This window comes from Enterococcus sp. DIV0294 (genome assembly GCF_050558155.1).
Classification (GTDB): domain Bacteria; phylum Bacillota; class Bacilli; order Lactobacillales; family Enterococcaceae; genus Enterococcus; species Enterococcus faecalis.
Window position 1 is genome coordinate 859,528 of the sequence record NZ_CP187889.1, and the last position, 19,928, is coordinate 879,455.

A 19,928-nucleotide genomic window follows, 5' to 3' on the forward strand; every position below is an offset into this window, starting at 1 on the left:
AATAATTAGGAGAGATAACATGGAGTGGACACAGATTTTTATTCCCATAGTGGTGAGTTTTGCCATTACAGTGAGCGTAATGCCACTATTCATTGGCTATTTTCAAATGAAAAAACAAGGGCAGGTTACTCGTGAAGATGGCCCAACTTGGCATAGCGTGAAAACAGGTACCCCTACAATGGGGGGAGTCGTTTTCCTTGTAGCCAGCTTGATTACTTCATTAGCAATGGGGTTGTTCTTCCACCAATTTACGCCGTCTCTACTAATTATTCTATTTATTTTAGTATTATACGGTTTGTTAGGTTATTTAGATGATTTCATTAAAGTCTTTAAAAAACGGAACATGGGCTTGAATTCTCGTCAAAAATTAATTGGTCAAATTTTTGGTGGGTTGGTTTTCTACTTTGTTTATCGAAGTGAAGGCTTTTCAGACACCTTAGATTTGTTTGGAGTAGCAGAAGTTCCGTTAGGTATTTTTTATGGTGTGTTTATTATTTTTTGGTTAGTCGGTTTTTCTAATGCCGTGAATTTGACAGATGGAATTGATGGCTTAGTTGCTGGTTTAGGAACAATTTCATTTGGTACTTATGCAATTATTGCCTGGAAACAACAACAATTTGATGTTGTGATTATCTGCCTAAGTGTGATTGGTGGGCTGATTGGCTTTTTCCCTTATAATAGAAAACCAGCAAAAATTTTCATGGGTGATGTTGGTTCATTAGCATTAGGTGGATTGTTAGCAGCAATTTCAATTATTTTGCATCAAGAATGGACGCTACTTTTAATTGGACTTGTCTACGTTTGTGAAACAGCAAGTGTTATTTTACAAGTTGCTTCATTTAAATTATTTGGTCGACGGATTTTTAAAATGTCACCAATTCATCACCATTTTGAAATGTGTGGTTGGTCTGAATGGAAAATTGATTTTGTCTTTTGGTCTGTCGGTTTAATCTGTTCAGGAATCACATTATGGATTCTTTTCTAATCTATCAAAGGGGAAATTGACAATGAAAAAAATAACAACCTATCAAAACAAAAAAGTGTTGGTTTTAGGACTAGCTAAAAGTGGTGTCAGCGCAGCGAAACTCTTACATGAGTTAGGTGCGCTCGTTACCGTTAATGACGCAAAACAATTTGATCAAAACCCTGACGCCCAAGATTTATTAACCTTGGGTATTCGTGTTGTTACAGGAGGGCATCCAATTGAATTGTTGGATGAAGAATTTGAACTAATCGTTAAAAATCCTGGTATTCCTTATACAAATCCACTTGTGGCAGAAGCACTAACTCGGAAAATTCCTATCATAACTGAGGTGGAATTAGCAGGTCAAATTGCCGAATGTCCAATTGTCGGCATTACGGGCACCAATGGTAAAACAACCACGACCACGATGATTGGTTTACTGCTAAATGCTGACAGAACGGCTGGTGAGGCACGTTTGGCGGGAAATATTGGTTTTCCAGCGAGTACGGTGGCTCAAGAAGCAACAGCCAAGGATGATCTTGTGATGGAACTTTCTAGTTTTCAGTTAATGGGAATTGAGACGTTTCACCCACAAATTGCAGTAATTACAAATATTTTTGAGGCACACTTGGATTATCATGGTTCGCGGAAAGAATATGTTGCTGCAAAATGGGCCATTCAAAAAAACATGACCGCAGAGGACACCTTGATTTTAAATTGGAATCAAGTAGAGCTTCAAACGTTAGCTAAAACCACAGCTGCCAACGTATTGCCTTTTTCAACGAAAGAAGCAGTAGAAGGGGCTTATCTTTTAGATGGGAAATTATATTTCAATGAAGAATATATTATGCCCGCTGATGAGCTAGGGATTCCTGGTAGTCACAATATTGAAAATGCACTCGCAGCGATTTGTGTAGCTAAATTAAAAAATGTATCGAATGTTCAGATTAGACAAACTTTGAAAAACTTTTCGGGCGTTCCCCATCGAACGCAATTTGTTGGCGAAGTTCAGCAAAGACGTTTTTATAACGATTCAAAAGCAACCAATATTTTAGCTACAGAGATGGCGTTAAGTGGGTTTGACAACCAAAAGCTACTTTTACTTGCGGGTGGCTTGGATCGCGGTAACTCATTTGATGAATTGGTTCCTGCTCTGCTGGGACTCAAAGCAATTGTTTTATTTGGAGAAACCAAAGAAAAATTGGCGGAAGCTGCTAAAAAAGCGAACATTGAAACAATTTTATTTGCTGAAAATGTTCAAACGGCGGTTACCATTGCCTTTGATTATTCGGAAAAAGATGATACTATTTTACTATCACCTGCTTGCGCAAGTTGGGATCAATACCCGAACTTCGAAGTACGCGGGGAAGCCTTTATGCAAGCTGTTCAACAATTAAAAGAAAGTGAAATGTGAGAAAATGAAGATACTAGTAACTGGTGGTGGCACAGGTGGGCATATCTATCCTGCGTTATCCTTCGTCGAACACGTCAAAAAAGAAGCACCTGCAACAGAATTCTTGTATGTGGGAACAGAAAATGGTCTAGAAAGTCAAATTGTGCCAAAGGCGAAAATTCCATTTAAAACGATTAAAATTCAAGGATTCAAGCGTTCGCTAAGTCCTCAAAATTTTAAAACAATTTATTTATTTTTAACAAGCATTAATAAAGCAAAAAAAATTATTCGTGAATTTCAACCAGATGTGGTCATTGGTACAGGCGGTTATGTTTCTGGTGCAGTGGTTTATGCGGCCCACCAATTAAAAATACCGACAATTATTCATGAACAAAATAGTATCCCCGGAATGACAAATAAATTTTTAAGTCGTTATGTGGATAAAATTGCGATTTGTTTTCCGGATGTCGCTAGTTTTTTCCCGAAAGAAAAAACAATTTTAACAGGGAACCCGCGGGGACAAGAAGTCGTAACGGTGGAAAAGTCAGCTATTTTATCAGAGTTTGGCTTGGATCCAGCAAAGAAAACGGTGGTTTTATTTGGCGGAAGTCGTGGCGCCTTGAAAATCAATCAAGCGTTTGAACAGGCCTTTCCTTTGTTTGAAGAGAGAGAGTATCAAGTTTTATACGCTTCAGGAGAAAGATATTATCAGGAACTTCAAGAAAGTCTAAAGCTTTCTGAAAAGAAATTGACAAACATAAGTGTGCAACCGTATATTGATAAAATGGTTGAAGTGATGGCTAATACCGATTTAATGGTGGGACGTGCAGGAGCAACCTCAATTGCGGAGTTCACCGCATTAGGATTACCAGCAATTTTAATTCCGAGTCCTTACGTCACGAATGATCATCAAACGAAAAACGCGCAAAGCTTAGTAAAAGTTGGTGCTGTTGAAATGATTCCAGATGCAGAATTGACCGGCGCTCGTTTAGTTGCGGCAATTGATGATATTTTATTAAACAATGAAAAAAGACAACAGATGGCAACGGCGTCCAAAGGGGAAGGCATCCCAGATGCAAGTGATCGTTTGTATCAAGTTGTGAAAACGTTAGTCTGAGATAGGAGGTGTGGAAGATTAGTAACGAGAACGATATATTCAAAAAAAGAAAACCATTACCTCCAAAAAAATCGGAAGAGTCTCAACCTGAACTGACACCTTGGCAAAAACAAAACCAAGAATATTTGAAGAAGCAAGCGGAAGAAGCTGCTTCAAAAGGTGAAAACGAACAAGCAGAAGTCACCATCACTTTACAAGAACAAAGTCAAGAAGAGCCTCAACAACATCTTCCACAAGAAACAGTGGAAGAAGAGGAGCATTTTGCAGATCGTTTACCGAACGTTAAGAAAACACGGAACAAGCGCTTATATAGGCGTTTAGCCTTTATTTTAACTTGTTTAGGGACAGCCATTTTAGTGGCATTGTATTTTGTTTCGCCTCTTAGTCGATTGAGTGAAGTAACAGTTTCAGGTAACAAAAGTGTGGAGAGCCAAGCAATTATTCAGCAGTCAAAACTTGAAACGGGCAGTGGCTTATGGGAGCAGTATTCAAATAGAAATTATTTTTCTGCAAATATTCAGAAAAAGTTTCCAATTATAAAAAAGGCGAACATTAAGTTAAATGGTATTAATTCATTTAAAATTGATATTCAAGAGTATCAAATTGTCGCTCTTGCTGCGACTAAAGGCGGCTATCATCCGATTTTAGAGAATGGTAAAACTTTGGCGGAAACCACCAAAGCTGCTGAAAGTGGCAAACCAATTTTTGAGAATTTCAAAGAGGATAAATTAATCCCTGAATTAATGGCCTCTTACAACAAATTACCTCAAGAAATTAAACAAGGAATTTCAGAAATTAAATATGCACCATCAAAAACCAATAAAGACTTGATTAATGTCTATATGAATGATGGAAATCGAGTGATTGTTAATATTTCTGATTTAAGTGAAAAAATGGCTTATTATTCACAAGTAGCCGAGCAAATGGACAAACCTGGAATCGTTGATATGGAAGTCGGCATTTTTTCTTATCCGTATGAAAAAGAAAGTGAAGAAACGGGCAGTGAAGTTTCCGAAGATTCAGCGGTTGAAAATCAAGAAGTTGTGGACCCAAATGCAGGCGTAGCAACGGATGAAGCGAATAACGGTACGCCGACAAATGGAGAAAATCAAGAAGTGCAACAAGCAGAATAAGTTTTTTACAAAAATGTTTCAAAAATTAACGAACAAATTCGTATAATCTGCTTTCTAAAACCCCCATTTTTATGGTAAAATTGGAAGAAGTGAATAATACTAAAAAAGAGATAGTTAAACGGACGCCTTTGTCCGCTTAGATATTGGAATTAATAGGAGGAGGAATTCCGTTCATGGCAAAAACAGGAATGTATGTAGGCCTCGATATTGGTACAACTTCTGTCAAAGTAGTTGTCGCTGAATATATTGAAGGTCAAATGAACATCATCGGCGTTGGAAATGCAAAATCAGACGGTTTGAATCGAGGGATTGTCGTCGATATTGATCAAACAGTTCAAGCAATCCAACGGGCCGTTCGACAAGCCGAAGAAAAAGCCGGCATTCAAATTAAAAGCGTAAATGTTGGATTACCAGCGAATTTATTAGAAGTAGAAAGCTGTCAAGGAATGATAGCTGTTAGCAGTGAATCAAAAGAAATTACAGATGAGGATGTGCGCAACGTCGCATCTGCAGCTTTGGTTCGTTCAACTCCTCCTGAACGTCAAATTGTTGCAATCTTACCGCAAGACTTTACCGTCGACGGCTTTGAAGGCATCAAAGACCCACGTGGAATGCTTGGCGTTCGCATGGAGATGTTTGGCGTTGTCTATACTGGACCAAAAACAATCATCCATAACATCCGTAAATGTGTTGAAAAAGCTGGCTTAGGAATTAACGAATTAGTGATTACACCGCTTGCTTTAACAGAAACAATTTTAACAGATGGCGAAAAAGACTTTGGAACAATTGTCATTGATATGGGTGGCGGTCAAACAACGACATCTGTTATCCACGACAAACAATTGAAATTTACTCATGTTAACCAAGAAGGCGGCGAGTTCATCACGAAAGATATCTCAATCGTATTGAATACTTCTTTTAACAACGCCGAAGCCTTAAAAATTAATTATGGGGATGCTTATCCAGAAAGAACTTCAGCAAACGAAGAGTTTCCTGTTGATGTTATCGGTAAGTCAGAGCCTGTAAGAGTGGACGAACGTTACCTTTCAGAAATTATTGAAGCGCGTGTGGAACAAATTTTGAGAAAATCAAAAGAAGTTCTGGATGAAATTGATGCGTTTGAATTACCTGGAGGCGTTGTATTAACTGGTGGCGCCGCTAGTATGCCAGGTATTGTCGATTTGGCGCAAGAGATTTTTGAAGCCAACGTAAAACTATACGTACCAAATCACATGGGCTTACGTAACCCAGTCTTTGCTAATGTCATTAGCATTGTGGAATATTCAGCGCAACTAAACGATATTTATCACATTGCCAAATATGCAATCCCTGGTGAAAAATCGAAACCAGCACAATCAGTCGCTGTCCAACAAGAAGTTCGCTATGACACATATGCTGAACAGCCTCAAGAAGAATACGAAGAATTCAACGAACGTGAGTCTGGTGAAAAAGTGACAGGCAAAATCAAAGACTTCTTCTCGAACATTTTCGACTAATCACACAAACAGGAGGATACGATATCATGGAATTTTCATTAGACAATAACATTAACAACGGTGCAGTCATTAAAGTTATCGGTGTAGGTGGCGGCGGCGGAAACGCTGTAAACCGTATGATCGAAGAAAACGTTAAAGGCGTGGAATTTATCACAGCCAATACAGACGTTCAAGCATTAAAACATTCAAAAGCAGAAACAGTGATTCAATTAGGCCCTAAATACACTCGTGGTTTAGGTGCCGGTTCACAACCTGAAGTTGGCCAAAAAGCTGCAGAAGAAAGTGAACAAGTGATTTCAGAATCATTACAAGGCGCGGATATGATTTTCATTACTGCTGGTATGGGTGGCGGAACTGGTACAGGTGCTGCGCCAGTAGTTGCAAAAATCGCTAAAGAATTAGGCGCTTTAACAGTTGGTGTAGTAACTCGTCCATTTAGTTTTGAAGGTCCAAAACGTGGTCGTTTTGCCGCTGAAGGAATTGCTTTATTAAAAGAAAACGTTGATACACTATTAATTATCTCAAACAACCGCTTATTAGAAGTCGTTGACAAGAAAACGCCAATGCTTGAAGCATTTAGAGAAGCTGATAATGTATTACGTCAAGGTGTTCAAGGGATTTCAGATTTAATCACAGCACCAGGTTACGTAAACTTGGACTTTGCTGACGTGAAAACAGTGATGGAGAACCAAGGAACAGCTTTAATGGGAATTGGTGTAGCGAGCGGCGAAGAACGCGTAATTGAAGCAACGAAAAAAGCTATTTCTTCACCATTGTTAGAAACATCAATCGATGGTGCGGAACAAGTCTTATTAAACATTACTGGTGGCTTAGATATGACCTTGTTTGAAGCACAAGATGCTTCAGATATCGTTACAAATGCTGCTTCAGGTGATGTGAACATCATCCTAGGTACATCAATCAACGAAGATTTAGGCGACGAAATTCGTGTAACAGTAATCGCTACAGGTATTGATGAATCAAAAAAGGATAGAAAACCGCACCGTCAAACAAGACAAGCGGTTCAACCAATGCAACAAACAACTCAATCTGTGGAAATGGATCAACCAAAATCACAAGAAGAAGCAAGTGCTTTTGGCGATTGGGATATTCGCAGAGAACAAAATACACGTCCAAAAGTTGATGAATCTTCATTAGAACAAGTAGACAAAAAAGAATTTGACACATTCCACCGTGAAGAACCAAATCACAATGATGACGAATTAAGTACGCCACCATTTTTCCGCAGAAAACGATAAGGAGCATCGATTAGAAATGATAGCTGAAAACTTAACAAATATTAATAATCAACTTCAGCTAGCATGCAAAAGCTCACAGCGCTCTGTTGCTGATGTGACAATGATTGGCGTCACTAAATCAGTAGGAATTGAGGAAGCAGCAGAGCTTGTTCAGCTTGGTGTCCAGAATTTAGCTGAAAACCGAGTAGATAAGTTACTAGAAAAGAAAGCTGGATTGGAAAAATTTAATGATATTCAGTGGCATTTAATTGGTAATTTACAACGTAGGAAGGTAAAATTAATTATTAATGAGATAGATTATTTTCATGCATTAGATAGTCTGAGTCTAGCCAAAGAAATTCAAAAAAGAGCAACGAAAGTTATTCGTTGTTTTGTTGAAGTGAATATAACTGGGGAAGAAAGCAAGCACGGCTTTCGTAAAGAAGACGTCTTACCTTTCATTCAAGAACTTGCTGATTTGGACAAAATTCAAATCGTCGGTCTAATGACTATGGCACCTTTTGGGGCAAGTGAAGAAGTATTACATGCAACATTTAGAGAATTAAAAGAGCTGCAAATGACCGTAAATGAGAAACATTTATCTTTTGCTCCTTGTACAGAACTTAGCATGGGAATGAGTAACGATTTCCCAATCGCAGTTGAAGAAGGTGCAACTTTTATACGAATCGGAACAGCGTTATTCAGAGATGCGTAAAGGAGAGGAATTTATGTCAATTTTTAACAAGGATGCGTTATCGAGCTTTTTTGGCTTATCTGGCGAAGAAGATGATTATTATGATAACTACGAAGAATATGAAGAGCGCAAAGCAGTTAATGAACCACCGCGTCGTGCAGCTCGGCCTAAACCACAACGCCCTGTTCAACAACAGGAAAGTTACAGTCAGCCAGCTTATACACAACAAAGTGAGCCTGTAGTTGAAAAGCCTTCTGCACGCTATCGTTCTGCTGAAGCGCATCAAGAAAGAGACACACAACAAGCTGCTTACACAGAGAAAAAAGTGGTTTCTATGCGTAGTTCTAATCAATCAGCGACTACGAATACAAGACGAGCACAAGAAAGCACCGCCAATGCAAAAACACATAAAATTACTATTATTGAACCACGTGTGTATTCAGAAGCAATGAGCATTGCGAAACATTTATTTGCTGAAGAAGCTGTGCTAGTTAATTTTACATTAGTAGAAGAAGACCAAGCACGACGCATCGTTGATTTCTTAACTGGTACTGTGTATGCTTTAGACGGAGATATTCAGCGCGTTGGCAATGAAATCTTCTTATGCACACCAGCGAATATGGAAATTGATAGTGCGACAGCACAATCTTTAGCCAACAAACAATTCTTTGATTTCTAAGCCTTAGGGAGGTGTTATTATCGCAACACTGATTACTCTATTATACAAAGGCGTTCAAATCTATTCAGGATTACTAGTGATTTACGCGCTACTTTCATGGTTTCCAGGAGCATATGATTCTGCTTTCGGGCGTTTGCTCTCTAGAATTTGTGAACCATACTTAAGTTTGTTTGACCGTTTGAATTTAAGGATTGGAATGGTTGGATTTAACGTAATGGTAGGGATTATTGTCCTTAACCTAGCAGCGGGTGGCTTAGCAGTCATTTTACGAGCTATTGTTTATTAATAACTTTTAGAAAGGATGATTTATCTATGAACGCAAATGTGTATCAACATTTCCGCAAAGATGAACATCCTTTTATTGACACTGTCGGGGATTGGCTAGAGCAAGTGGAGATGCAATACGCGCCTTATTTGACAGACTTTCTTGATCCTAGACAGGCGTATATTTTGGAAACGTTGATTCGACAAAACAGTGATTTATCGTTTACTTTTTATGGTGGTTATGAGCAAGCAGAACGAAAACGCTGCTTGATTTATCCAGCGTATTACATACCAGAAGAGACAGATTTTGGTGTTGTATTATTTGAAATTATTTATCCATCTAAATTTGCGACATTATCTCATGGGAAAATTTTAGGCACCTTGATGAATGTTGGGGTTCGTAGGGAAGCCTTTGGAGATATTATTTCCGATGGTGATAAGTGGCAGGTTTTTATAGCACAAGAAGTAGCTGGCTTCGTTGTTAACCAAGTCGACAAAATTGGTAAAATTACTGTTCGTTTAGAAGAGCGTGATTATACACAAATTTTGATACCGAAGGATGGTTGGCAGGAAGAGCGAACGACTATGAGCTCTTTGCGGCTGGATAGTGTGATTTCCGCCGTATTTAATATTTCAAGGCAGCGATCAAAACAATTGATCGAATCTGGTAAAGTAAAAGTCAATTGGACAGAAACGACACGACCAGATTTTGCTTTAGACTTATTAGATATTGTTTCGATACGGGGATTTGGGCGCCTTCAGATTCAAGAATTAGAAGGAAAAACAAAGAAAGAAAAATTTCGTGTCCTCTTAGGGGTATTGAGAAAATAATCTCGAACTTTTGTTTAAGAAAACCATTTTGGCTGTTCATTCAGACGAAGTTGTGTATAATAAAAAAAGTAAGATATTTGCTATTTCAGGATTAGTATGAGAATGTGTTCATAAGGGGTTTTACAAAAATAATCCAAAGAGGTGAAGGAATATGGCATTAACTCCATTAGATATTCAAAACAAAGACTTCTCAACAAAAATGAGAGGCTATAACCAAGACGATGTAGATGACTTTTTAGATCAAGTCACACGTGATTATGAAGATGCATTACAAAAAAATCGTGAACTTGAGAAATCATTAAAACACGCAGAAGAAAAATTACAATACTTCAATGAATTGAAAGATGCATTGAACCAATCAATTATTGTTGCACAAGATACCGCTGATAAAGTGAAATCAAGTGCCAACAAAGAATCAGAAATGATTATCACTTCGGCAGATAACCAAGCCAAAGAAACCTTGGTAGAAGCTGAACGTAAATCAAATGCAATGATTGCAGATGCTGAAGCGAAATCAACACAAATCTTAGCAGAAGCAATTGAACGTGCTCGCCAATTAGCTGGGGAAACAGAAGACTTGAAGAAGAAAACACGTGTCTTCCATCAACGCTTAAGCTTAATGCTTGAAACTCAATTAGAGCAAGTGAAGAGTGAAGAGTGGGAAGAGATTTTAAAGCCTTTTTCTAGTTATGTCGGAGACAAACATACAGCAGTTAAGGAAATTCTTGATGAACAAGACCTTGACAACGAAAATGAAACTGTTGTAAACTCTGAAGAGAACACAGATGCTGTAGTAGAAAAAAAGCCTGTAATTGAAGTCACTGAAGAAACAATTGAAGAAGAATCAAAATAGATAGAACAGAACGTTTAATGTTTATTCTTAGCAGCGAGTCAATGATAGTGAAAGTTTGACAGACACTGGCATTAAACAGATCCTCTATCCTAGATGCAGTTCTGAACACTTGAGTAGGAACTGCCGGATAATTACCGTTATCAATTTCAGAGAAAGTAGGGGCAACTCTACTTTGAATTTGGGTGGTAACACGAGTACTTCGTCCCTTGGGATGGAGTACTCTTTTTTTATCTACTTTTATCAGCTATCGTTCATCTTTAGTATGAACTAACACAATTAAATCGATAAAATGAAAGCGAGGCAAATGCATATGAAAATGAAAGAAACATTGCAATTAGGAAAAACAGCTTTTCCAATGCGTGGGAACTTGCCAAACCGTGAAGCAGAATGGCAAAAAGACTGGGAAGAAAAAGGCTTATATGAACAACGTCAAAAATTAAACGAAGGAAAACCAACCTTTGTTTTACATGATGGCCCTCCGTATGCAAACGGAAATATTCATTTAGGACATTCTTTGAATAAAATCAGTAAAGATATTATTATTCGTTCAAAATCAATGTCTGGTTTCCGTTCTCCTTATGTGCCTGGTTGGGATACCCATGGTTTACCAATTGAGCAAGTGTTAACCAATAAAGGGGTTAAACGTAAAGAAATGACTGTCGCTGAGTATCGCGAAAAATGTAAAGAGTATGCCTTATCACAAGTCGATAAACAACGTAACGATTTTAAACGTTTAGGTGTGTCAGGCGATTGGGAACATCCATATATTACGTTAGATCCAGAGTATGAAGCAGCAGAAATTCGTGTTTTTGGTAAGATGGCAGAAAAAGGCTATATTTATAAAGGCTTAAAACCAATTTATTGGTCTCCTTCAAGTGAATCTTCTTTAGCAGAAGCAGAAATTGAATACAAAGATGTAAAATCACCTTCTATTTACGTAGCTTTTAATGTGGCCGATGGTAAAGGTCTTTTAGATAACGAGACAGCCTTCGTCATCTGGACGACAACCCCTTGGACATTACCAGCCAACTTAGGTATTTCAGTTAATCCTGATTTTACGTATGTTGAAGTGAAGGCAGACGGTCGTAAATTTGTAATTGCTAAAGATTTATTAGCAACAGTTAAAGAAGCGATTGGTTGGGAAGAAGTAGAAGTCTTGCGAGAATTTTCTGGTGAAAAATTAGATCGTATGACAGCTCAACATCCATTCTATGATCGAACATCACTTGTTATGCTAGGCGACCACGTGACGCTAGATGCCGGAACTGGCTTAGTTCATACCGCACCAGGACATGGTGAAGATGACTATATCGTTAGCCGTAAATATGATTTACCTGTTATTTCTCCTGTTGACAGTCGTGGGGTCTTTACAGATGAAGCACCTGGTTTTGAAGGAATTTTCTATGACAAAGCGAATCCAATGATTACTGAGTTATTAGAAGAAAAAGGCGCGTTATTAAAATTAGATTTCTTTACGCATAGTTATCCACATGATTGGCGTACCAAAAAACCAGTTATCTACCGTGCAACGCCACAATGGTTTGCTTCAATCTCTAAATTCCGTCAAGATATTTTAGATGAAGTTGAGAAAGTTGACTGGCTAATTCCTTGGGGAAAAACACGTTTGTATAATATGATTCGTGACCGTGGTGATTGGGTAATTTCTCGCCAAAGAGCGTGGGGTGTACCATTACCGATCTTCTATGCTGAAAATGGGGAAGCCATCATTACGCCAGAAACAATTGAACATGTAGCGAATTTATTTGCAGAACATGGATCAAATATCTGGTTTATGCGTGAAGCAAAAGAGTTACTACCAGCAGGCTTTACACATCCAGGTTCACCAAATGGCGAGTTTACCAAAGAAACAGATATCATGGACGTTTGGTTTGACTCAGGTTCTTCACATGAAGGAGTTTTACGAGAAAGAGAAGAGTTAACTTTCCCAGCAGATATGTATTTAGAAGGTTCTGACCAATATCGTGGTTGGTTTAACTCAAGTATTACAACAAGTGTTGCTATCAATGGGGTAGCGCCTTATAAATCAATCATTTCTCAAGGGATGGTTCTCGATGGCGAAGGCCGTAAGATGAGTAAATCGTTAGGCAATACCATCTTACCTGAAAAAGTTATTAACCAAATGGGGGCAGATATCTTACGCTTGTGGGTAAGTAGTGTTGACGCGGAAGCTGATGTGCGTGTCTCAATGGATATCTTAAACCAAGTATCTGAAGTGTACCGGAAAATCCGTAATACTATGCGTTTCTTGTTAGCGAATACGAGTGATTTTAATCCAGCTGAGCATACTGTAGCTTATGCTGATTTACGTTCTGTAGATAAATACATGACGGTTCGTTTAAATCAAGTCATTCAAGAAATCCGTGAAAATGGTTATGAAAAATATAATTTTATGCATATTTATCGGACAGTTATGAACTTCTTAACGGTAGATTTATCTTCTTTCTATTTAGACTTTGCGAAAGATGTCGTTTATATTGAAGCTGAAAACGATTATCAACGTCGTTGTATGCAGACTGTTTTCTATCAAACATTGGTTTCATTAACAAAATTATTGACACCAATTATTCCACATACAGCGGAAGAAATTTGGAGTTTCTTACAAGAAGAAGAAGAGTATGTGCAATTAGCTGAATTCCCAGGTTACGAAACGTTTACTAATGAAGAAGAATTGATGGATACATGGGCAGCCTTTATGGATTTCCGTGACAATGTCTTAAAAGCGTTGGAAGAAGCTCGTCATTCTAAATTAATCGGTAAATCGTTAGAAGCCAAAGTGACCATTTATCCAAATGAACAAATTCGTCAATTAATGACAGCTGTTGATGCAGATATTGCTCAATTACTAATTGTTTCCGACTTTGAAGTATCAAAAGAAGTAGCACCTAGTGAAGCTGTTCAATTTGAAGACATGGCTATTTTAGTTGAAAAAGCAGAAGGCGAAACGTGTGACCGTTGTCGTTCCGTTCGTCAAGATGTCGGCTCAGATGAAAAATTACCAACACTTTGTGGCCGTTGCGCACACATTGTTGAAGAAAATTATCCAGAAGCGGTTGCTGAAGGATTCGAATAAACAAGAAAAAAGATCCGCTAGTCGTTAACTAGCGGATCTTTTTTGGCTTATTTATTGATCAAGTTGACCGCGGTCACGGTACCAGTTATCTGGTTGCCATTCCCAAGTAAAGCCATCTTTTTCTAATAAGTCGAAGGCAGCTTGCGGGCCCATTGTGCCAGCGGCATAATTAGGGAAAGAAACGTCTGTTTTATCCCAAGCATGTCGAATAATGTCAACAATGCGCCAAGATTGGGCAACTTCGTCCCAATGAGAGAAGTTTGTACTATCGCCATTTAGGCAGTCTAATAGAAGTTTTTCGTATGCTTCTGGACTATTTTCAGTCATTTCAGCACTTTGACGGAAATCAAGTTTCACTGGAGTTGTATTGAACCCTTGACCGATTTCTTTTCCATTTAAGGTTAATGAAAATCCTTCAGTTGGTTGGATATAGATAGTTAAAACATTCGGTGGTAAATCGGTTTTATCGCATTCTTCACACGTATCATCTTTGAAGACATTAATAGGTACTTGTTTAAAGACGATGTTAATACGTGTGCCTTTTTCAGTTAATCGTTTACCTGTGCGAACATAGAAAGGGACGCCAGACCAACGGAAATTATCAATTAAAAATTTACCAGCAACAAAAGTTTCAGTGGATGAAGTTTCTGCCACATTCGGTTCATCACGATAGGCTGCAAATGTTTGATCAGCTAGCTGACCTTCGCCGTATTGTCCACGCACGAAATTTTGAAGGGCTTCTTCTTCAGAATAAAGGCGGATGGCACGTAAAGCTTTTACTTTTTCAGTCCGAATTTCTTTTTCAGAAAAAGCAACAGGAGGCTCCATAGAAAGCAATGCAACGACTTGTAAAATATGATTTTGAACCATATCTTTTAGTGCGCCACTGTGGTCATAATAGCCGCCACGATCCTCGACACCTAAGCTTTCAGCGAAGGTGATTTGGACATTATCAATGTAACGATTGTTCCATTGTGATTCAAAAATATTATTGGCAAAACGAATGGCTGAAATATTTTGGATCATTTCTTTGCCTAAGTAATGGTCAATTCGGAAAATATCTTGTTCAGGAAATGCAGCACGAATTTCTTCATTTAATTCGTAGGCAGATTCATAATCAGAACCAAATGGCTTTTCGATAATTAGACGATCAAAGCCTTCTTCCGAAATAATATGTTGTGATTTCAAGTGATTAACAATGGTTCCAAAGAATTGAGGGGCCATAGCTAGATAGTAAATGTGATTGCCTTCTAAGTGGTATTGTTCATTTAGGCGATCAGATAATTCTTTTAAGGTATTATAATGTTCCGTATCATTCACATTATGTGATTGGTAATAGAAATGACTAGAAAATTCAGTCGCCTCTTCGGCCGTGGGATTTAAGTCTTGAATGGTTTCACGAACGATTTCACGATAGTATTCGTCTGTCCATTCCCGACGTGCGGTACCAATCACCGCAAAACGCTCAGCTAATAATCCTTTTTTATATAAGCGGAACAGGGAAGGATACAATTTGCGTTTGGCAAGATCACCTGTCCCCCCGAAAATAGTAAATAATGCTACTTTTTCATTCATTAGTTTTCCTCACTTTCTCTAATCAACGGCTCAACAAAAATTGTGTTTGCTGCTTTAAAGCTGACGGATAATTCTTTGTTTTCATTATAAATGGTGATTGGTCCTTCATATGCAGCAATTTCTTTAATCGTATATTCTTCTTGAATATTTAAATCAATGGAAACTAAATAATCCAGTAATTCTTTTTCGTCTAAGACACGTGCAATCCGAATTTTTGTGCCAACAGGGTAGTCTGTTAACGTTTGGCGTTTCTCCTCATGAATGGGTTGATTATCTTCGGGAATAACACCACCGTGTGGACAAAATTCTGGATGATTTAAATAATCCGCTAAACGGTTCACAAGCGTCTGTGAAGTGACATGTTCTAAAACTTCTGCCTCTTCGTGCACATCATTCCAAGTGTAATTTAAGTGCTCTACTAAAAAGACTTCCCAGATTCGGTGTTTGCGAATTAACGTACTCGCTTTTTTTAAGCCTTTTTCAGTTAATTGTACCCCTTGATAAGGAGAATGCTCAACCAAATCTTCTTTTACTAACTTTGAAATCATCTCACTAACCGAAGCTGCCGAAACATCGAGTCCAGAAACAATTTGTTTATTATTCACTTTAACTTCGTCGCCACCTAATTCAAAAATTAATTTTAAATAGTCTTCGCGATTTGGTGTCATAGGGGCTCATCCTTTCAAAAAAACATCATCCTAAGTTTATCAGAAAAAGGCGCATTTGACTATTTAATAATATTCAAGTTGTAAGAAAACTTTCTGAATGCTTTTGCAAGGGATGTAAAAAAATAAATCACCCACCGCACATACTTCATTTTATGTGTCGTGGGTGATTTATTAATTGTAAATGGCCCGTTCTAGTGTGTAGGTTTCATCGTCGGCTTCATCGTAAAGCGTTGCAGGGACACCATTTTCACATTGAATGATTAAATGGTAACCTAACTTGTCTAAGATAACTAAGCGTTTAGGGGTTAATTCAACAAGCAAGGCATGCGTTTGTTTGCCATCAATGAAAACATTGAAAGATGAGGTGATTTCCAAGGTGTGTTGCGTGGCTTTCTTCACGTCTACAAACCACCAATGCCCAGTATAGTTGTGTTGAAGCTCCTGTGGGGAAGGGAGCTGTTTATTTTTTTTCCAGAGGATAGAGCCTGCTAATCCAGTAAGTAAAGATGCACCAACCAAGAAAGTCCAATGTTTTTTCAAAGAAATTCCTCCTAACCTTCATTTTCATTTATTCGTCTTCGTTACCTTTATTATATAGAACTTGTCTAAAATATTCGACTAAATCGCTGAGAATTGACAAATATTTAATGATTGACACAAGATAGTAAAATTGTTGGTTTTGGTCTATACTTTTCCTTGTTTTTTTATGGTATAGTGTGTAAGAAAGGAAGTCTGTGTATGAAGTACCCGAATGTCCAACTTGCTTATTTTATCGAACGACCCAATCGGTTTATTGCACACTGTCGTTTAATGGAAACGAATGAAGAAGTGGTCACACATGTCAAAAATACTGGCAGAGGGAAAGAAGTTTTTTTACCAGGTGCTATTGTGGCGCTTAGTTATCAACCATCGCCTAAAAGAAAAACAGATTACGATTTGATTGCAGTAAAAAAAGGTTCTTTTTGGATTAATATTGATAGTCAAGTACCGAATACATTAGTCAATGAAGCGTTAAAAAATGGTCAAATTGTGCTTCCTGGTTTAGTTGGTACGATCCAAACTGTTAAACGTGAGCAACGATTTGCACATTCAAAATTTGATTTTCTAGTGGAAACGGATGCGGACGAACAAGCTTTTGTCGAAGTGAAAGGCATGACTTTAGAAAATAAAGGCATCGGTGCTTTTCCTGACGCGCCAACACTTCGTGGCTTGAAGCATGTCACTGAACTAATGGCTGCAACTAAAGCGGGTTACCGCTGTTACATTTTGTTTGTGGTCCAATTTGAAGAAATTAAGCAAGCAACGATTCACCAAGAGATGCAACCTGCCTTTGCTGAAAATCTGGGTGCTGCAATTGATCAAGGTGTGCAAGTCCTTGCTTACAATTGCCACGTAACACCAGCAACGATTGAACTTAAGTCACAGGTAACCTTTGATTTATTACAGGCATTTGATGATCCTAATAAATAACTTGAAGAACTCCTAGCGCTTTAAGGCAGGGTAATTACGTGACTTTTGTACGAGAGATTACTATTATAAAGAGAGTAAATAAACAAAAAATGGAGGTTTTTGATTATGATACATTTAGGCGTAATTGGTACCAATTGGATTAGTCATCAATTTGTTGCAGCAGCTTTAGAAACGGGTGCGTATGATTTAACGGCTGTTTATTCTCGGAAACTAGCAACGGCACAAGAATTTGGTTCTCGCTATGGGGATGTGGAATATGCAATTGATTTAGAGACGTTTTTTGGTATTGCACATATGGATACGGTTTATATTGCCTCACCAAATTCATTACATTTTGAACAAGCGAAACAAGCAATTTTAGCGAAAAAAAATGTAATTGTTGAAAAACCAGCTTTTTCAACACCTGATGAGATGGCAGAAATTATTGAATTAGCGAATAAAAATCGTGTGTATTTCTTTGAAGCGGCCCGTAATATTCATGAGCAAAGTTTCCAAAAAATTGCTGAATTATTGCCATTAAAAAACCAAATTTTAGGTGCGAATTTTACGTATATGAAATATTCTTCTCGCTATGATCAAGTATTAGAAGGCAAAGAGCCAAATATTTTTTCTCCTCATTTTTCTGGGGGAGCCTTAGCAGATTTAGGCGTTTATTTAGTTTATGCAGCCTTGGGCTGGTTTGGCGTACCAAACGAAAGCCATTATTTTGCTAGTAAAATTGCGACAGGTGTCGATGGCTTAGGAACAATTATTTTACGTTATGATCAGTTTGACGTGACGTTAAACACTGGAAAAATTAGTGATTCTTTTGCGCCATCCGAAATTTACTTTGAAAACGGGACCTTGATTTTAGATAGTGTCAATGCTATTTCTTCGGCTGAGTACCATGATCGCGCACATGAAGAACGTGATGTCTTAGATATTCAAGTAGCCGATAATCCAATGATTGAAGAAGCCCGTGATTTTGCAGCAGTTTTAAATAACCCAACAGATAAGTATTGGGGCACCAAGTATGAAGAATGGGTTGAGCTTGCTCGAAATGTCAATAAAGTAGTCACTGATTTACGTCATAGTGCCGGCATTATTTTTGATGCTGATAAATAAGAATTAAGCGATAGGAAAGGAACAATATGAGATTTTTAGAACAACTTCCAGAGGCTTGGCAAGAACAGTGGCAAGCTTCTGGCTTTAACGAACCATCAACAATTCAAGAAAAAAGTTTTACGCCCCTTCGCGAAGGAGAAAATGTTTTAGGAATTTCGCCGACAGGAACTGGAAAAACACTTGCTTACATGCTGCCTTTACTATTAACTGTTGAAAAAGGACAGGGAAATCAATTGTTGATTATTGCTCCGTCTCAAGAATTAGCTATGCAAATTGCTGAAGTTGCTCGGACTTGGGCTAAGCCACTTCAATTAACGGTTCAAACGTTAATCGGCGGGGCAAATGTTTCACGCCAGATTGACAAGTTAAAAAAACGTCCCGAAGTGTTAATCGGAACACCAGGTCGAATTTTAGAGTTAATGAAGAATAAAAAAGTCAAAGCTCAGTTGTTAAAAACAATTGTAATGGATGAAGTTGATCAACTTTTCCAAGAGGAAGAGCTAAGTTTAACCAAGCAAATTTTGACACACACACCAACCGAATACCAACTTGTTTTTTATTCAGCGACTGCTGATCGTGTCGTGAATCAAGCGCAATCTTTAAGCCGAAAATTACAGGTGATTGATGTGACGGAAGAAGATACTTCAGCAGGTCAAGTTGCCCACTACTTTATTCGGTTAGCACCAAGAAAAAAAGCTGATTACTTACGTCGTTTGGCCCATACAGAAGCATTCAGAAGCATGGTCTTTTTCAATCAAGTTGCTGATTTAGGTGCAGCAGAAGAAAAATTAGTTTATGAGAATGTGCCGGCTATTGGTCTGGCTTCAGATCAAAGTAAACAGTTGCGTAAATTGGCGATCGATCAATTTAAAGCAGAACGAGTGAAGTTGTTACTAACCACGGATATTGCGGCACGGGGCTTAGATTTCACAGGGGTCCCTTACGTCGTAAACGTAGATGTTCCTTTAACCGAAGAGAGCTATATTCATCGTTCTGGTCGCGTTGGCCGGATGGGTGCACAAGGGGCAGTGATTACGTTTATCAACGATGGCACCAAAAGGGATTATCAACGTTTGATGAAACAATTGGCCATTCCCTATCAGGAAATCTTTTTATATGATGGTGCACTTCATGAACAGCCAAAAGCCAAAGATGAACTAGAAAAAAAGAACGTAGTCAAAGATACGTATTCAGAAAAAAAGAGTACGAAAGAAAGAAAACCAGAAACAGTAAATTCTGTTGTCAAAGAACCACAAGAAACACGCAAAAAGAAGAAAAACAAAAAGAAAAACACGAAAAACAAAGGAGCTCGTAAAGCGAAGAAATAACGCTTTACGAGCTTCAAGCAGAACGTTGTA

Annotated in this window: 18 protein-coding genes; 15 read left to right on the top strand and 3 right to left on the bottom strand. The window is 38.1% G+C overall.

The window, feature by feature from the left end:
- Positions 1–19 precede the first annotated feature (19 nt).
- From mraY to ileS, 12 genes are all read left to right on the top strand, one after another.
- Positions 20–985, top strand: a complete 966-nt coding sequence (gene mraY / locus IGJ20_RS04310; RefSeq protein WP_002355894.1) for a phospho-N-acetylmuramoyl-pentapeptide-transferase — start codon at positions 20–22, stop codon at positions 983–985.
- Between the two features lie 22 nt (positions 986–1,007).
- On the top strand, positions 1,008–2,378 hold the full coding sequence (gene murD / locus IGJ20_RS04315) for a UDP-N-acetylmuramoyl-L-alanine--D-glutamate ligase (protein ID WP_002415087.1): 1,371 nt from the start codon (positions 1,008–1,010) through the stop codon (positions 2,376–2,378).
- Between the two features lie 4 nt (positions 2,379–2,382).
- Positions 2,383–3,474 carry an undecaprenyldiphospho-muramoylpentapeptide beta-N-acetylglucosaminyltransferase gene (gene murG / locus IGJ20_RS04320; RefSeq protein WP_002355896.1) on the top strand — a complete coding sequence of 364 codons (1,092 nt, stop codon included), beginning with the start codon at positions 2,383–2,385 and terminating at the stop codon, positions 3,472–3,474.
- 8 nt (positions 3,475–3,482) lie between these two features.
- A complete protein-coding gene (locus IGJ20_RS04325; protein ID WP_002368241.1) occupies positions 3,483–4,607 on the top strand; it encodes a cell division protein FtsQ/DivIB in 1,125 nt (374 codons plus the stop codon).
- 173 nt (positions 4,608–4,780) lie between these two features.
- Positions 4,781–6,103: a cell division protein FtsA gene (gene ftsA / locus IGJ20_RS04330; protein WP_002355898.1), complete on the top strand. Its 1,323-nt coding sequence runs from the start codon at positions 4,781–4,783 to the stop codon at positions 6,101–6,103.
- A gap of 26 nt (positions 6,104–6,129) precedes the next feature.
- Positions 6,130–7,362, top strand: coding sequence for a cell division protein FtsZ (ftsZ, locus tag IGJ20_RS04335; protein ID WP_002355899.1), 1,233 nt, complete (start codon positions 6,130–6,132; stop codon positions 7,360–7,362).
- A 16-nt stretch (positions 7,363–7,378) separates the two neighbouring features.
- Positions 7,379–8,056: a YggS family pyridoxal phosphate-dependent enzyme gene (locus IGJ20_RS04340; protein WP_002358890.1), complete on the top strand. Its 678-nt coding sequence runs from the start codon at positions 7,379–7,381 to the stop codon at positions 8,054–8,056.
- A 13-nt stretch (positions 8,057–8,069) separates the two neighbouring features.
- The gene (locus IGJ20_RS04345) at positions 8,070–8,714 is read left to right on the top strand and encodes a cell division protein SepF (RefSeq protein WP_002355901.1); all 645 of its coding nucleotides are present in this window, start codon (positions 8,070–8,072) and stop codon (positions 8,712–8,714) included.
- Positions 8,715–8,742: 28 nt separating this feature from the next.
- Positions 8,743–9,000, top strand: coding sequence for a YggT family protein (locus IGJ20_RS04350; RefSeq protein ID WP_002355902.1), 258 nt, complete (start codon positions 8,743–8,745; stop codon positions 8,998–9,000).
- Positions 9,001–9,026: 26 nt separating this feature from the next.
- Positions 9,027–9,809 carry an RNA-binding protein gene (locus tag IGJ20_RS04355; protein ID WP_002355903.1) on the top strand — a complete coding sequence of 261 codons (783 nt, stop codon included), beginning with the start codon at positions 9,027–9,029 and terminating at the stop codon, positions 9,807–9,809.
- Between the two features lie 151 nt (positions 9,810–9,960).
- The gene (divIVA, locus tag IGJ20_RS04360) at positions 9,961–10,662 is read left to right on the top strand and encodes a cell division protein DivIVA (protein WP_002355904.1); all 702 of its coding nucleotides are present in this window, start codon (positions 9,961–9,963) and stop codon (positions 10,660–10,662) included.
- A 310-nt stretch (positions 10,663–10,972) separates the two neighbouring features.
- Complete coding sequence (ileS, locus tag IGJ20_RS04365; RefSeq protein ID WP_142956769.1) at positions 10,973–13,753, top strand: isoleucine--tRNA ligase; 2,781 nt, start codon at positions 10,973–10,975, stop codon at positions 13,751–13,753.
- 51 nt (positions 13,754–13,804) lie between these two features.
- Here ileS and zwf read toward each other — a convergent pair whose 3' ends face one another.
- The 3 genes from zwf to IGJ20_RS04380 form a co-directional block, all read right to left on the bottom strand.
- Positions 13,805–15,328, bottom strand: coding sequence for a glucose-6-phosphate dehydrogenase (gene zwf, locus IGJ20_RS04370; RefSeq protein ID WP_141417176.1), 1,524 nt, complete (start codon positions 15,326–15,328; stop codon positions 13,805–13,807).
- Positions 15,328–15,996 carry a metal-dependent transcriptional regulator gene (locus IGJ20_RS04375; protein WP_002358896.1) on the bottom strand — a complete coding sequence of 223 codons (669 nt, stop codon included), beginning with the start codon at positions 15,994–15,996 and terminating at the stop codon, positions 15,328–15,330. The genes zwf and IGJ20_RS04375 overlap by 1 nt, the downstream gene beginning before the upstream one ends.
- Before the next feature lie 171 nt (positions 15,997–16,167).
- The gene (locus IGJ20_RS04380; RefSeq protein WP_002355908.1) at positions 16,168–16,536 is read right to left on the bottom strand and encodes a DUF4828 domain-containing protein; all 369 of its coding nucleotides are present in this window, start codon (positions 16,534–16,536) and stop codon (positions 16,168–16,170) included.
- Positions 16,537–16,734: 198 nt separating this feature from the next.
- On the opposite strand from IGJ20_RS04380, the gene sfsA reads away from it, so the two are divergent.
- The 3 genes from sfsA (at position 16,735) to IGJ20_RS04395 (ending at position 19,898) form a co-directional block, all read left to right on the top strand.
- Positions 16,735–17,466 (top strand): DNA/RNA nuclease SfsA, encoded by a 732-nt coding sequence (sfsA, locus tag IGJ20_RS04385; RefSeq protein ID WP_002368247.1) that lies wholly within the window; start codon positions 16,735–16,737, stop codon positions 17,464–17,466.
- 105 nt (positions 17,467–17,571) lie between these two features.
- On the top strand, positions 17,572–18,570 hold the full coding sequence (locus tag IGJ20_RS04390) for a Gfo/Idh/MocA family protein (protein ID WP_002355910.1): 999 nt from the start codon (positions 17,572–17,574) through the stop codon (positions 18,568–18,570).
- A gap of 26 nt (positions 18,571–18,596) precedes the next feature.
- Positions 18,597–19,898 carry a DEAD/DEAH box helicase gene (locus IGJ20_RS04395; protein WP_010777498.1) on the top strand — a complete coding sequence of 434 codons (1,302 nt, stop codon included), beginning with the start codon at positions 18,597–18,599 and terminating at the stop codon, positions 19,896–19,898.
- Positions 19,899–19,928 lie beyond the last annotated feature (30 nt).